Raw genomic sequence first — 15,184 nt, 5'->3', positions numbered from 1 at the left:
GGTTATCCTTTGATTCCGTAGTGGCGCAGCATAGCATCCAGCTGCGGCTCACGCCCGCGGAAGCGTTTGAACAGCTCCATAGGCTCTTCGGAACCGCCGCGCGACAGAATGTTATCCAGGAACGACTGACCGGTTTCGCGGTTGAAAATCCCTTCTTCTTCAAAGCGGGAATAGGCATCTGCAGACAGCACTTCCGCCCACAGATAGCTGTAGTAACCGGCCGCATAACCGCCTGCAAAGATGTGGCTGAAGGCATGCGGGAACCGGCCCCATGAAGGTGACGGCACCACGGCAACCTGTTTCTTGATTTCAGCCAGCGTTTGCAGGATTTGCGCGCCTTTAGCCGGGTCGTATTCCGCATGCATACGGAAATCGAACAGGCCGAATTCCAGCTGACGCAGGATAAACAGCGCCGCCTGATAGTTTTTCGCCGCCAGCATTTTATCCAGCATCTCTTTCGGCAACGGTTCGCCGGTTTCGAAATGACCGGAGATGAACGCCAGTGCGTCCGGCTCCCAGCACCAGTTTTCCATAAACTGGCTTGGCAGCTCGACGGCATCCCACGGCACACCGGCAATACCGGCGACTCCCGGCGTGTCGATGCGGGTCAGCATATGATGCAGGCCGTGACCGAATTCATGGAACAGCGTCGTGACTTCGTTATGGGTAAACAGCGCCGGTTTGTTGCCGACCGGACCGTTAAAGTTACAGGTCAGGTACGCGACCGGTTTTTGCAGTTCGCCGTCGGCTTTACGCATGCTGCCAACGCAGTCGTTCATCCATGCGCCACCGCGTTTGTGTTCGCGGGCATACAGGTCGAGATAGAAGCTGCCGCGCAGGTCGCCGGTTTCATCGAACAGGTCGAAGAAACGCACGTCTTTATGCCAGGTTTCTACGTCTTTACGTTCTTTGGCGGTGATGCCGTAAATGCGTTTCACCACTTCAAACAGCCCTTCCAGCGCACGCTGCTCAGGGAAGTAAGGACGTAACTGTTCGTCGTTGATGGAGAACAGATGCTGTTTCTGTTTTTCGCCGTAGAACGGCAAATCCCAGGCTTCCATTTCGTCCACACCGAAATGTTCTTTGGCGAAAGCACGCAGTTGGGCCAGTTCCTGCTCGCCCTGCGGACGCGCACGGGTTGCCAGACCGCTCAGGAAGTCGATCACCTGTTTCGGGCTTTCGGCCATTTTGGTGGCGAGAGACATATCCGCGAAAGAATCAAAACCTAACAACTGAGCCAGTTCGTGACGCAGCGCCAGTTCTTCGGCCATGACTTCACTGTTGTCCCACTTACCGGCATTCGGACCCTGATCGGAGGCGCGGGTAGCAAATGCGCGGTACATCTCTTCACGCAGTTCACGGTTTTCGCCATAGGTGATCACCGGCAGATAGCTCGGGATATCCAGCGTCAACAGCCAGCCTTCCTGCTCTTTCGATTCTGCCAGCGCTTTCGCGGCGGCCAGCGCTTTCGCGGCGGCCAGCGCACTTTCCGGCAGACCTTTCAGGTCATTCTCATCAGTGATGAGTTTGCTCCAGCCCATCGTGGCGTCGAGCACGTTGTTGCTGTAGGTCGAACCCAGCTCAGACAGACGCGCGGAAATTTCGCCATAGCGCTTTTGTTTTTCCATCGGCAAACCAATGCCGGACAGCTCAAAATCACGCAGCGCGTTATCAATGGCTTTTTTCTGTGCCACGGACAGCGTGCTGAAATGTTCGCTGTCTTTTAAATCGCGGTAGGCCTGATACAAACCGGCATGCTGCCCGGTCCAGGTGCTGAATTCAGACAGAATCGGCAGGCACTGCTCGTAAGCTTCACGCAGTTCCGGGCTGTTTTTTACGGCATTAAGATGCCCCACTGGCGACCAGATACGGCTCAGGCGGTCATCACTTTCGGCCAGCGGTTGACACAGATTTTCCCAGGTATAAGGCGCGCCCTGCGCGACAACACGTTCGATCGTCTGACGGCTTTCTTCGATAGCGGATTTCATCGCAGGGACAATATGTTCAGGCTTGATCGCAGAGAAAGGAGGCAGGGAGAACGGTTTTAAGAGCGGATTCGACGCGTTTTGCTGTTCAGTCATAGGGCCAGTCCTTCGTAATAGCGTTTGGGGCTGATGCGCCTGTGGCGCACCACGCCGTGAATTCGGGTCGTCTTAAAGATGACGTAACTTCTAACATGCGGTCAAGTTACGGGGAAATCAATGGGTGGCGGCGGGATAGTCTTTAATGGATAATGCCGCGAAGCCGCAGGAGAAGCCGCACATGTTGAGTTACCGCCACAGTTTTCACGCCGGCAACCATGCCGACGTACTGAAACACACCGTTCAGAGCCTGATCATTGAATCTCTGAAAGAAAAAGAAAAGCCCTTCCTTTATCTCGACACCCACGCGGGTGCCGGGCGTTATCAGCTGAGCGGTGAACATGCCGAACGTACTGGCGAATATCTGGAAGGCATCGCGCGCATCTGGCAGCGGGACGATATTCCTGAAGAACTGGCGGCGTATATGTCCGTCGTTAACCACTTCAACCGCAACGAGAACCTGCGTTATTACCCGGGTTCGCCGCTGATTGCCCGTCAGTTGCTGCGCGAAGACGACAAGCTGCACCTGACCGAACTGCACCCGAGCGATTTCCCGCTGCTGCGCAGTGAATTCCAGAAAGATGACCGTACCCGCGTTGCGCGTGCCGACGGTTATCAGCAGTTGAAAGCCCAGTTGCCACCGCCTTCACGTCGCGGGCTGATCCTGATGGACCCGCCGTACGAAATGAAAACCGATTATCAGGATGTGGTAAAAGGCATTCAGGAAGGCTACAAACGTTTTGCCACCGGCACTTACGCGTTGTGGTATCCGGTGGTGATGCGCCAGCAAATTAAGAAAATGCTGCGTGATCTCGAAGCGACCGGCATCCGCCGTATTCTGCAAATCGAACTGGGCGTGCGTCCGGACAGCGATCAGCGCGGCATGACCGCTTCCGGCATGATCGTGATTAACCCGCCGTGGAAACTCGAGCAGCAGATGAACAACGTGCTGCCGTGGCTGCTCAAAGTGCTGGTGCCTTCCGGTACCGGTCACACCACGGTGAACTGGGTAGTGCCTGAGTAAGTAAAGAATTTCCCTTCGCTGAGGCCTTTTTCTAAGGTCTCAGCTATCAAACCTATTGCAGCCATCGATCCAAACTTTGCGACAAAACGCATTCACGCGCTAAACTCACAAGCAATTTTTAAGATTAGCGACGCCGGTATGGCGTTCTTCATTTTTGACAACTCATGGAAAATCCGATGACCAAACATTATGACTATCTGGCAATTGGCGGCGGCAGCGGCGGTATCGCATCAATCAACCGTGCAGCCATGTATGGGAAAAAATGTGCGCTGATCGAAGCTAAAGAGCTGGGCGGCACGTGCGTCAACGTGGGTTGTGTCCCGAAAAAAGTGATGTGGCATGCCGCGCAAATCGCTGAAGCGATCCGCAACTACGGCCCGGATTACGGCTTTGATACCACCGTGAACAGCTTCAACTGGAAAACGCTGGTCGCCAACCGTACCGCCTACATCGACCGTATCCATACCTCGTACGATAACGTGCTGGGCAAAAATAACGTTGATGTGATCAAAGGCTTCGCCCGTTTCGTTGACGATCATACTGTGGAAGTGAACGGTGAGAAGATCACGGCAGATCACATCCTGATCGCTACCGGCGGACGCCCGAGCCATCCGGATATTCCGGGTGCAGAATACGGCATTGATTCAGACGGTTTCTTCGATCTGACCGAAATGCCAAAACGCGTTGCGGTGGTTGGCGCAGGTTATATCGCGGTAGAAATCGCCGGTGTGATGAACGCGCTGGGTGCTGAAACTCACCTGTTCGTGCGTAAACACGCGCCGCTGCGGACTTTCGATCCGCTGATCGTTGAAACGCTGGTGGAAGTGATGGAAACCGAAGGCCCGGCGCTGCATAAAGAATCCATTCCGAAAGAAGTGGTGAAAAATGCCGACGGCAGCCTGACGCTTAAGCTGGAAAACGGTCAGGAATTTGAAGTCGACAGTCTGGTCTGGGCGATTGGCCGCGAACCGGAAACTGACAACTTCAATCTGAAAGCGACCGGCGTGAAAACCAACGAAAAAGGTTACATCGTCGTCGATAAGTTCCAGAACACCAGCGTAAACGGGATTTACGCCGTTGGCGATAATACCGGTGCCGTTGAACTGACTCCGGTTGCCGTTGCTGCGGGTCGTCGTCTGTCTGAGCGTCTGTTTAACAACAAACCTGACGAACATCTGGATTACAGCAACATTGCGACCGTGGTGTTCAGTCACCCGCCAATCGGTACGGTCGGTCTGACTGAACCGCAGGCGAAAGAGCAGTTCGGCGAAGAAAACGTGAAAGTCTACAAATCTGCTTTCACCGCCATGTACACTGCCGTCACTCAACACCGCCAGCCGTGCCGCATGAAACTGGTGTGCGTCGGTGCTGAAGAGAAAATCGTCGGTATCCACGGTATCGGCTACGGTATGGATGAAATGTTGCAGGGCTTTGCGGTCGCACTGAAAATGGGCGCGACCAAGAAAGACTTCGACAACACCGTCGCCATCCACCCGACCGGTGCGGAAGAGTTTGTGACTATGCGTTAATTCGCCAGTCGGTAAAAAATAAAGGCCTGAGATTTTCTGATCTCAGGCCTTTTTGCTTTTCGACATTGAGCTCAGGGAAATTCAATATGAATTTCTAAGAAAGGTAAAAAACTTAAAATTAAAACCTTTTGAATTCATGTTGATATATAGAAAACCAAAAAAAACTTAACTTAAATAGTTATTTAACTAATTAAAACGGCGTTTCAAAATCTCATCTTAGAAAAAGACAGCGCAATTCCTGTGCTGGCATTAGAAGGAATTAATGAAATGGCTAAAAATGATAATGAATTTATTAATCTGGATAAATCTCAAGAATATGAGTTAAAAGATTGGTTGGGGCGTAATGAGTATTCCAGAAGTCAGGATAACGTTGATGAGTTAAGAAATATTATCATCGATAAACTGAAAAATGGTGACACTGCAAAGAATGTCAGATGGTCCGAACTCGACGCAGCGCTTGCAAACCACCCAAGCTGGTTTAGCGGTTTGGCAACTAAGTAATACGACAAAAGCGAATAAAAGAGGCGATTCATAGCCTCCTCTCACGAGTGAGCGAACTGCTCACTCGTTTTCATTGTACTTTCTCAGTCCAGCAAAATCACTTTCGAACTCTCCGTCTCGAATAGCGGCTTACAGAGTATTTTATAACTGTCGCGGTCAAAGTGCGGCACAGCGATATCGAAGGCTTTGGCGTCTTCCAGCGTTTTGACCGTTCCCAGATAGAACCAGTGATTGATGACGTGATAATCGGTCAGCCCGTTGGCTTCTTCGGCGATGGCAATGCGCCCCGGATACGGCCAGCTGCGGATTCTCAGGGTGCTGAGTGCATTTCTGAGGCGCGCCTGATGGACGTCGGGCGTCTCTTTACCGCAACAGACACCGGCACATTTGCCGAGTGAAAAGCGGAAACACGCACGATTTTTTGCCAGTTTTTCCAGCCCCAGCGCGCCGTAACACAGCTTTTCCTGATCGGCGATATCCCGGATTTTTTCGACTGCCGACATTTTAGTTTTAAACAGGCCAAATAAATCTTCGCTGTGAGAAAAATCCACGTCATCGCTGAACACAATACTGGCCGTCAGCCCCTGAAGCCGGATCGAACACAGCTTGCGGGCGGTGCGCAGCCGCTTATTAAACAGCGGTCGTCGGGTTTTAATCAGATCCGATTCCAGCAGTAACGCCCCCACTTCACCGATCGTCTCGATGAATTCAATATCGCGGGTCATATGCAGAAGTTTGGCTTCGGCAGGATTGCGGAAATGCGACATCACGCGGCTGCGGATATTCACGCTTTTACCGATATACAGCGGAAAGGCATTATCGTCGCCGTAAAAAATATAGACGCCGCTGCCGTTGGGTAAGTTTTCTAAGGTATGGCGAAGATGTTCAGGGTACTGATAAAGCTCGGTAAAAAACTCTTTTTCGGGATTCCACAAAATAACTGACCTGCTTTAACCGGATAAACGTCGTATAGAAAACAGACGAATAATACTGGCGATTTATACAGCCTTCAACCTTTATGGAAAAAATCGGGTGTAAATGTTGGACGTCAGGATTTACGCCTGCGTACGCAGCTCAATATATTCCTGTCCGCTCAGTAAGTTGGCTAATGCCGCCTCACGGATTTCGCGCTGATCGGATTGTATCCAGAGATACAAATTATCGAGGTTATCAAACCGCACCAGCACGGTATAGATAGTTTCGCCATGCACCGGGCGCAGGATATTTACATTCTGATAACCTGGAAACCGGGCCGCATCGGTCTTCAGCTGTTCCAGCCAGCGTTCATATTCCGTCAGCTTATCCCGCTGTACGCCGTGGGTGATCACCAGAGTAATGTGGTCAGGTTGATGAGGATAAGTCACAGGATGTTCCTTCTGATTAACCGTTGTTCTGGTTAACTGAATGTTGCGTTATATTCATGAACGATACGAAATCAACACGGCCATTCATAACGGAAATATTTTGGGTTGTTGTTAAACAATTTTTGGGGTGGGGAAAATAATGCGATTAAGCCTTGAAGCGCTGCTGATCCTGGATGCGCTGGACAGACACGGCACTTTTGCCGCAGCGGCCGCCAGACTGTTTAAAACCGCTTCTGCACTGAGTTATACCGTGCAGAAAATGGAAAGTGACCTGAACATTAAACTTCTGGACCGCTCAGGCCACCGTGCGACATTCACACCAACAGGCCGTCTGATGCTGGAAAAAGGCCGTGTGCTGCTGCGTGCCGTCAGTGAGCTGGAACAACAAGCGCAGTACGTCGAAAGCGGCTGGGAAAGCAAACTGACCATCAGCGTGGATGCTTCCGTCCCCTTCGCGCTGCTTGCGCCGCTGATTGACCGTTTTTACGCAGAACATCAGCACACGCAGTTATTGTTCCGCCACGATGTACTGGCCGGTTGCTGGGAAGCGCTGAGTTATGGCGAAGCCGACATCGTATTTGGTGCCGTGCAGGAACCGGTGACGCGCAGCGGCATTGAATACCGTCCGATCGGCTGGCTGGAATATGTGTTTGCCGTCGCGCCGCATCACCCGCTCGCCTCGCTGCCGGAACCGCTGGTGCGTGAGCAAATCCGTCAGTATCGCGCCGTGGTGGTTCACGACACGTCCCGCCATGGCACAGGTGCGGATTTGCGCGTGCTCGATGAGCAGAAAATGCTCAGCGTTCATGATTTTAACGCCAAAGTTCACGCACAAATTGCCGGGCTGGGTTGTGGCTATCTGCCGCGTTATCTGGCCGCCCCCCATCTCGAAAGCGGTGCGCTGGTTGAACGCCGTCTGGATACCGAAACCCGCCGCGATCAGGCTTTTATGGCCTGGAACGAAAACGCGACCGGCAACGCTGCCATGTGGTGGCGCGAAAATTTACAGGATTTCGAGGGCATTGCGGCGGTGTACAGCCAGGCCTGAAAAACAAAAAGCCGCACAATGCGGCTTTTTACGGCGACTAACGCACCGACAGATAATGATGCACCTGAGGTTTATTTTCGCCACGGTGATAACGCGTCACTTCGCTTTGTAAATCGGCATCGGCATGTGACACACGCTGATGCTGACGCAAATGCTCATGCCAGGACTCCACCAGGAACCATTCCACCAGACGCGACGGGTCATCGCTGTGTTCGGTGATCCCCCACGCATAAGCACCGTCACGGCGGCGCGCCAGCGAAAGTTTCCGAATTTCCGCCAGAAACGCCGGGCGATCTTCTTGTGCAATCATGTATTCAATCTGGATCATCACCGGACCGCGGTCGCCCTGCACATCGCCTTCAACCACCGGATTTTCCCAGTGACCGGCAGGCTGTAAATCCGCCTCGCCTGCGGGCAGTTTCAGCCGCCAGCATACCAGCGCGGCGATAACCAGGCCGGTACCGGCGAGTAATAACGCCCCGACCAGACCGGTTTCCTGTGCGATTAATCCCCAGAACAGGCTGCCCGCCGCCATCGCGCCGTTAAATACCATCAGGTACACCGCCAGCCCGCGGCCACGTACCCAGTCAGGCAGCACCGCCTGCGCCACGCCGTTCATGGATGTGAGCGCGATAATCCAGCCAATCCCTAATACCACCATCAGCACCACGGCCAGCCATTTTGCCGGTGACGTCGCCAGCAGCAACATCACGGCGGCGGACAGTAAGGCGGAAAGCAACACCAGCCCGTCAACACTCAGTTTCTGACGTAAACGGGGCAGCAACAGTGCACCGCAAATCGCACCGACGCCCACCGCGCCGAGCAGAATGCCGTAAAATCCGGCGGTACCGTGCAGCATATTGCGGGCAATCAGCGGCAACATCGCCCAGATCGCACTGGCGAAAGCGAAGTAAATCGCGGCACGCAGCAGCACACGATGAAGTTCCCGGCTGGCTTTGACATATCGCAGCCCGGCACGGAACGCGCCAAGAAAGTGTTCTGATAACTCATTTTTCGCTTTGACCGGACGCTTCCACCACAGTAATGCGCCAATCACAAAAACATAGCTCATGACATCTGCGCCATAAGCCGCACCGGCACCGAGACTGGCTAACAGTAAGCCACCGCCCGCAGGCCCTACTGCGCGGGCAATATTAATCCCAAGCGAGTTCAGGGCAACGGCATTTCGCAAATCAGAACGGGGCACCAGTTCCGGCACAATCGCCTGCCAGGCTGGCCCCATCAGCGCCGCACCGATACCGCCGATAAAGGTCAGCGCGACCAGATATTCCACGGTCAGCAAATTATTGTGCGACAACAGAAGCAAGGTTCCGCTGACGCCCGCCAGTAACAACTGAACAAAAATCAGCAGGCGGCGACGGTCAAGAATATCGGACAGCACACCCGCGGGGATCGCCAGCAAAAAAATCGGCAACGTTGCTGCGGTTTGCATCAGCGCCACCGCCGCAGGGTTTGATGAAAGCCCGGTGACTAACCATGAGCTGGCCACATCACGCATAAAACTGCCGGTATTGCCGAGAATGGTTGCCACCCAAATCGTGGCAAACAGCCCCTGTTTGAGCGGCGAAAAAGCGCCGCCGGCCGCAACATTATTCTGGCTCATGCCCGCTCCTTAAGGTCATTCCAGGCGACATAGATAAAAGCGCCGACCAGCCCGATGTGCTCGAAGAAACCGTTCATCATCATGGCGCGTTCATGGCTGGAAACCTGCCAGTACGCATTCGCCATAAAGTTGGCGCTGAAAGTGAACAGCGCCAGCGCCAGCGCGCCAGCCCAGCGAAAGCGTCCGGAAAGAATCAGCGCTGAAGCGCCCAGTTCCAGCACAATCACGGCTGCGGCCATGGGCGCGGCGGGCGATAAGCCGAAATGCTGCATCTCGGCAATCGCGCCGGGAAAATCGAACAGTTTGACGATACCGCCCTGCAGATACGCGGCACACAAGGCCAGCAGGGCCAACCAGCGGATAACCGCGAAAGGGATAACAGGTGCCGACAGGCGGGAAACAGGGGCATGACGCATGATGTCTCTCCTGCCGGAACCCGCCTGAGCACGGTTCCGGCTTAATGGATAAATGAAGAAGGTTACGCTTTGCGCTGAGGGGCTTTGTGCACCATGGTGTAGGCATAATCGACGCCCATACCGTACGCACCGCTGTGCTCGCGAACCAGATTCATCACATCGTCGTAAGTCTCTTTGCGTGACCAGTCGCGCTGGTATTCGAGCAGAACCTGCTGCCAGGTCACCGGCACCGCACCGGCCTGCACCATACGGTCAATGGAACGTTCGTGTGCATCCACGCTGGTGCCGCCGGAAGTATCGGTCACCACATACACTTCATACCCTTCTTTCAGCGCCATCAGTGCCGGGAATGTCAGACACACTTCAGTCCACAGGGCAGAGATAATCAGTTTCTTACGGCCAGTGGCTTCAACAGCTTTCACGAATGCCGCGTCTTCCCAGGAGTTCATTGAGGTACGCTCAATCGGTTTCACATCCGGATGTACCGCCAGTAATTCCGGCCAGATATAGCCGCTGAAGCTTTCCGTTTCAACCGAGGTGTAAATCACCGGCACGTTAAAAACTTTGCCCGCTTTAGCGAGAGCGACCGTATTATTTTTAAGCTGCTGGCGATCGATATTCGCAACGCCGAATGACATTTGTGGCTGATGGTCGATGAAAATCAGGGTGGAGTTCTGTGGGTCCAGCAGATCGAATTTAGACATTTTCATTTCCTCTCAGAGTGCATTGTTGGGTTGTGTGTTTGTATTTCACGTTGTGTTGTTGTGCTGCTGGAATTAACAATAGGTCAGGACATCAAAAGCGGATAGCGGAAAGAATTTGGCAACTTGTTCAGATTTTTTTGACAGGCATCCCCCTCTCTATACCGTCGTAAATCCCTATTACTTTCAGACTGATAGAAGCAACAAAATCTTTTAACGACTTGTCAAAAATAACCCATTATCAATATTTCCCTGCCATGCCTAATGTTGTTTGCAACACAACACACAACCTGTTTAAAACCTGCAAATAACCGCTGAGGAAATATAAAAATGAGCACATTCAATACCCAAGACGGCACTCAAATTTATTTTAAAGACTGGGGCAAAGGTAAGCCGGTGTTATTCAGCCACGGCTGGCCGCTGGATGCCGATATGTGGGACAGCCAGATGAATTTCCTGGCCGATCGCGGCTACCGCGTTATCGCTTTTGACCGTCGTGGTTTTGGCCGTTCAGAGCAGCCATGGGAAGGTTACAACTACGACACTTTCGCCTCTGACATCAACGATCTGATTGAACATCTCGACCTGCACGACGTTACGCTGGTCGGCTTCTCGATGGGCGGCGGCGATGTGACCCGCTACATCAGCCGTTACGGTTCAGAACGCGTCACCAGCCTGGTATTGCTCGGCGCGGTCACCCCGCTGTTTATTAAAACGGATGATCATCCGCAGGGCGTGGATAAATCAGTATTTGACGGCATCCGGGCCGGTTTACTGAAAGACCGCGCACAGTTCATCAGCGACTTTGCGACGCCGTTCTACGGCACTAACCAGGGGATGACCGTTTCCGACGGCGTGATGACCCAGACGCTGAACATCGCGCTGATGGCGTCGCTGAAAGGCACCGTCGATTGTGTCACGGCCTTCTCTGAAACAGATTTTCGCCCGGATATGGCGAAAATTACCGTGCCGACGCTGGTTATTCACGGCAGCGCGGATCAGATAGTGCCGTTCGAAGCCACCGGCAAGCTGGCGGCAGAAATGATTAAAAATGCAGAACTGAAAATCTATGAAGGCGCACCGCACGGTTTTGCCGTCACGCATCAGGATCAACTGAACGACGATTTGCTGGCATTCCTGAGCGGAAAATAAATCAGGCCGCAGAAATAAAACAGGCAGGTGATCTGACGATCGCCTGCCTTTTTTTATGCGGCCACTCTTACTTGTCTTTTATACCTAATATTTTGATATTCATGATGGAAAGTGAATTCGGCGGAATTTTACCCGGAATGCCGTCTTTGCCATACGCCAGTTCAGGTGGAATATACAGTGTCGCTTCGCCTTGCAAACCCAGCTTCAGCACGACTTCCTGAAGCACTGCAGGGATTTCCGTTACGGACGCGCTGATCACATTATTGTCTTTTTCGCTGGCAATGACTTTACCGTCGCCCAACGTCTCAATAATCTGCAAACGAATGCCCTTATCCATCGTCACTTTAGGTGCAGAACCTGGCTTAGTAATCTGGTAAATAAAGCCAGATTTGGCTTTCACCGCGCCTTTAGCCTTGCCCGCTTTATCGAGGATTTTCTGGTTATTCTCTACATTTGACGTTTTTTGCTTTTCCTGACGAGAGCGGATATCACTGTCCAGACTGTTCAGCGACTCCCGCATGTCTTCAGTCGACATGTTGGACAGCTCATTCATCCGGTCAACAAAGCCTTTAACAATCACATTGCGATCAATTTTCTCACCGGCGGATACCACCTGCTCGATTTTTGAATTCGCGGCCTGCCCCAGCAAATACCCGACAGAATAAGAACGCCCGGTTTTCTTGCTTTCTTTCGCCTGCAACGTTTTAAGTTCTGCATCACTGATCAACTCTCCGCCAGATTGCGTCACGGCAGCAATACTGTGTGAGGCGAGGTCTTTCTTCGTTTTATCCAGTTCCGCTGTCAGCTTATTTTTTTCTTCAGTGACTTTGGTCGCCGCCAGCTGACTCTCGCTGAGCTGGGCTGTCAGACGTTTCACATCCTCAGAAGATTTTGATAATGCCGTTTGTGACGCCTGATAATCACTTTGCGACTTTTTGTTCGCGGCCTCAGACGCCACCAGTTTTTCCGCCTGCGCTGCGCTCTGTTTCTGCAAATCTGCCAGTTGAATACTCAGTTGCGCTTTATCATCCGTGGCTTGTTTCAGGGTTTTCTGCAAGGCCAGATAATCTGCCTGAGATTTCTTATTGGCGGCTTGTGAAACGGACAACTTTTCATTTTGTGCCGCGCCTTGTTTCTGCAACTCTGCCAGTTGGGTTTTCATTTGCGCATTCTCATCAGCGGCCTGTTTCACGCTTTTCTGCAAGACCAGATAGTCAGCCTGTGACTTTTTGATGGTCGCCTCATACACGGACAGTTTGCCATTCTGTGCGGTGCCCTGTTTTTGCAAGTCTGCCAATTGAGTTTTCATTTGCGCATTCTCATCAGCGGCCTGTTTCAGGATTTTCTGCAGAGCGACATAGTCGGCCTGAGATTTTTTAACCGCCGTCTCTGACACTGACAATTTTCCGGTCTGCGCAGCAGTTTCTTTTTGCGATGCCGCCAGTTGGTTTTTCAACCCGGCATTTTCATCGGTCGCCTGTTTGAGGGTTTTCTGCAGAGCCACGTAGTCAGCCTGAGATTTCTTATTCACAGCATCTGAAACTGACAGTTTGTCATTACGTACAGCATCCTGTTTCTGCAAGTCTGCAAGCTGCGATTTCAATTGCGCATTCTCATCAGTGGCCTGTTTAAGGGACTTTTGCAGTAGCTGATTTTCATTGAGGGATTTGTTATTGGCCTCGACAGCGAACGCTATTTTTTCATTCTGGCTCGCGCCTTGCTTTTGCAGGCTGGCCAGCTGCGTTTTCAGTTGAACATTTTCAGCAGCAGCTTGTTTTGCCGTCGTCTGCAACTCAACCACATTAGCCTGAGATTTATTGCCCGTGCTTTGTAAAGCCTGCAATTTATCGGCCTGTGCAGTCGACTGCTTTTGTAGTGTCTCAAACTGCGTTTTAAGCTTATGATTTTCTTCTGTCGCCTGCTGTAATGTCGCATTCAGCACTGCGAATTCTGCCAGAGATTTACCGTTAGCGTGTTCGGATGAGACCAGTTGTTCGATGCGTGCCGAGGATTGCTTTTTCACGGTATCGAGTTGCGTTTTGAGCTGTGTATTCTCACTGCTTAATTTTTTAAAGCTCGCCTCCAGAGCAGCGAATTCTTTCTGGGCTTTTTTAGTCGCCAATTGAGAGGCAGCTACCTGTTCGGAGGATTTTTTGACTGAGCCGTCCTGACTGGTTTTGAATGCGGTTAACTGTGCTTTCAACCGGGCATTTTCACCCATAGTCTTTTTCAAAGATTGCTGAATATCTGCCACTTCGTCCTGGTATTTTTTTGTCGCCGTCTGCGCCACGGAAAGTTTTTCCGTCAGACTTTCAGCATGTTTCTGGCTGCTCTTTAGCTTCTGCAACTGAGTGGTAATCTGCTGGTTTTCTTGTTGTGTATTTTTCAGCGAATTTTGCAGTTTTTTCAGTTCATCCTGCGTTTTTTTCTGCGCAAGTTTTTGATCTGCCGACGGCGGGATGACCACAGGTTTGGCTTTTAACGCCGCGATCTGCGTTTGGAGTTGTTGATTTTCTTTTTGTGTATCCGCATAAGATTTTTGCAAAGCCGCGTATTGATCACGGGATTTTTCTGCCGTGGATTTTGCTGTCTCAAGGGATTTTTTGAGCTGCTCATTGGCCTTTTTCTGGGTGTCGCTGACATTCGCAGTAGCAGGCACCGCAGGTGCAGACTGAGTGCTCGCAGGCTGAAGCGCTTTAGGGGCTTTCCTGACGGGCGCTGGCGTCGGTTTAGGTCGCGGTTTTTGCGCTACCGGTTTTTCAACAAGGGCTTTCGGCACGACGATATTTTTTGGAGGCTGGATCAGCGGAGAGGAAGTCTTATCTTTTTCCGCAAAAACAGACGGTTCTGGAGCAGAAATTAAATTTTCACTCTGCAACTGATCCAAAAGACCCAGGTTAGCATCCACCGGTTCTTCAGCATGGGCTCCCTGTATATTGATCAGGAGCAGAATTAAGAAGAAAGACTTCACTCGCGCCATCATATTTTATTCACTTCCTGAGAGCGCTCGTCCATGCTCTTAAAGGCCGCCCCTTTAACTCTTGCGCAGATAAGTTTTAATTTAGAATCCAGCTCTATGTTCAGGATCTCCTGAGCATCTTTATTTATCAAACCTTTATTGGTTTTATAGACATCATAAGATTTTGTCAGTTGATTAAACTGCTTCTGATATAGATCAAAATCGTGAGGAGAGAGACGTTGTAATGCTTTGAATTCATTAACGCACGTATTATTCGAGCTTTTATTTACTGATACCTCTTTTATCGTAGCCACATTATTTTTAGTGCTACAAGCAGTCAATGCGATTAACGCAATGAGAGTCAAAGACATTAAGCAAGGCTTATTCATGGGGATTATCCTGTAGGGTTTTACTGCTAGAACACATTATTTTCCCAGCAAAGTACCCCGTGGAACACCCACTTTTACTGAAATGATCATTTAGCAAACACCACATCAAATAAAAACAAAATAAAATCAATAAGTTAAATTAATAAAAATGAAAAAAACCTTTCTTTTTTATGCGTAAAAGAAAATAATTCGTCGTTGTAACGATGTCTTAATGGATAAATAATTTGTGAAAATTGACATATATCATTATTTATTTTTCAGAAATCCCGCGAGATCCTCAAATATCAATTAACATTTCTGGATAAAACGGAATGCTCCTCAATCACGATTAGGATTATTGGTAGCTTTAATTTTCAAACCACCTTCCCTGCATCCAAACGTTCAACAAGAAAATCA

The 15,184-nt window shown here is 51.0% G+C and carries 13 protein-coding genes; 5 read left to right on the top strand and 8 right to left on the bottom strand.

The features are described from left to right. Positions 1-2: 2 nt before the first annotated feature. On the bottom strand, positions 3-2,081 hold the full coding sequence (gene prlC / locus ABIC79_RS17155; protein WP_354567923.1) for an oligopeptidase A: 2,079 nt from the start codon (positions 2,079-2,081) through the stop codon (positions 3-5). A 181-nt stretch (positions 2,082-2,262) separates the two neighbouring features. Between prlC and ABIC79_RS17150 the strand changes: the two genes are divergently transcribed. The 3 genes from ABIC79_RS17150 (at position 2,263) to ABIC79_RS17140 (ending at position 5,135) form a co-directional block, all read left to right on the top strand. Beyond that, complete coding sequence (locus ABIC79_RS17150) at positions 2,263-3,105, top strand: 23S rRNA (adenine(2030)-N(6))-methyltransferase RlmJ (protein WP_013573521.1); 843 nt, start codon at positions 2,263-2,265, stop codon at positions 3,103-3,105. A 176-nt stretch (positions 3,106-3,281) separates the two neighbouring features. After that, entirely contained in the window at positions 3,282-4,634 is a 1,353-nt protein-coding gene (gene gorA / locus ABIC79_RS17145) for a glutathione-disulfide reductase (RefSeq protein WP_112151951.1), read from the top strand. Positions 4,635-4,901: 267 nt separating this feature from the next. Then, entirely contained in the window at positions 4,902-5,135 is a 234-nt protein-coding gene (locus ABIC79_RS17140; RefSeq protein WP_013573519.1) for a hypothetical protein, read from the top strand. 83 nt (positions 5,136-5,218) lie between these two features. On the opposite strand, the gene cho is transcribed toward ABIC79_RS17140, so the two are convergent. Together cho and ABIC79_RS17130 are read right to left on the bottom strand one after the other, a co-directional pair. Next, positions 5,219-6,070, bottom strand: coding sequence for an excinuclease Cho (gene cho, locus ABIC79_RS17135; protein ID WP_013573518.1), 852 nt, complete (start codon positions 6,068-6,070; stop codon positions 5,219-5,221). 120 nt (positions 6,071-6,190) lie between these two features. Continuing rightward, the gene (locus ABIC79_RS17130; protein ID WP_112197958.1) at positions 6,191-6,499 is read right to left on the bottom strand and encodes an antibiotic biosynthesis monooxygenase; all 309 of its coding nucleotides are present in this window, start codon (positions 6,497-6,499) and stop codon (positions 6,191-6,193) included. Between the two features lie 139 nt (positions 6,500-6,638). Here ABIC79_RS17130 and ABIC79_RS17125 point away from each other — a divergent pair, with 139 nt between their 5' ends. Next, a complete protein-coding gene (locus ABIC79_RS17125; RefSeq protein WP_013573516.1) occupies positions 6,639-7,547 on the top strand; it encodes a LysR family transcriptional regulator in 909 nt (302 codons plus the stop codon). 37 nt (positions 7,548-7,584) lie between these two features. Here ABIC79_RS17125 and ABIC79_RS17120 read toward each other — a convergent pair whose 3' ends face one another. From ABIC79_RS17120 to ABIC79_RS17110, 3 genes are all read right to left on the bottom strand, one after another. Further along, positions 7,585-9,171 (bottom strand): MFS transporter, encoded by a 1,587-nt coding sequence (locus tag ABIC79_RS17120; RefSeq protein WP_112197957.1) that lies wholly within the window; start codon positions 9,169-9,171, stop codon positions 7,585-7,587. Continuing rightward, positions 9,168-9,587 carry a DoxX family protein gene (locus ABIC79_RS17115; protein ID WP_112197956.1) on the bottom strand — a complete coding sequence of 140 codons (420 nt, stop codon included), beginning with the start codon at positions 9,585-9,587 and terminating at the stop codon, positions 9,168-9,170. Before ABIC79_RS17115 ends, ABIC79_RS17120 begins: the two co-directional genes overlap by 4 nt. A gap of 62 nt (positions 9,588-9,649) precedes the next feature. Then, on the bottom strand, positions 9,650-10,291 hold the full coding sequence (locus tag ABIC79_RS17110) for a hydrolase (RefSeq protein WP_013573513.1): 642 nt from the start codon (positions 10,289-10,291) through the stop codon (positions 9,650-9,652). Positions 10,292-10,618: 327 nt separating this feature from the next. Between ABIC79_RS17110 and ABIC79_RS17105 the strand changes: the two genes are divergently transcribed. Further along, positions 10,619-11,440: an alpha/beta fold hydrolase gene (locus ABIC79_RS17105; RefSeq protein ID WP_112151954.1), complete on the top strand. Its 822-nt coding sequence runs from the start codon at positions 10,619-10,621 to the stop codon at positions 11,438-11,440. Between the two features lie 67 nt (positions 11,441-11,507). Here the strand turns inward: ABIC79_RS17105 and ABIC79_RS17100 are convergent, their stop codons facing one another. Both ABIC79_RS17100 and ABIC79_RS17095 read right to left on the bottom strand, forming a co-directional pair. Next, complete coding sequence (locus ABIC79_RS17100; RefSeq protein WP_354567918.1) at positions 11,508-14,423, bottom strand: FKBP-type peptidyl-prolyl cis-trans isomerase N-terminal domain-containing protein; 2,916 nt, start codon at positions 14,421-14,423, stop codon at positions 11,508-11,510. After that, positions 14,420-14,788, bottom strand: coding sequence for a YuaE family lipoprotein (locus ABIC79_RS17095; RefSeq protein WP_037033751.1), 369 nt, complete (start codon positions 14,786-14,788; stop codon positions 14,420-14,422). The genes ABIC79_RS17100 and ABIC79_RS17095 overlap by 4 nt, the downstream gene beginning before the upstream one ends. Between the last annotated feature and the right edge of the window lie 396 nt (positions 14,789-15,184).

The organism is Rahnella sp. 2050 (genome assembly GCF_040544515.1).
GTDB lineage: Bacteria > Pseudomonadota > Gammaproteobacteria > Enterobacterales > Enterobacteriaceae > Rahnella > Rahnella aceris.
Note: the sequence above shows the minus strand (reverse complement) of the source record. Positions and strands in the feature narration are given on the sequence as shown.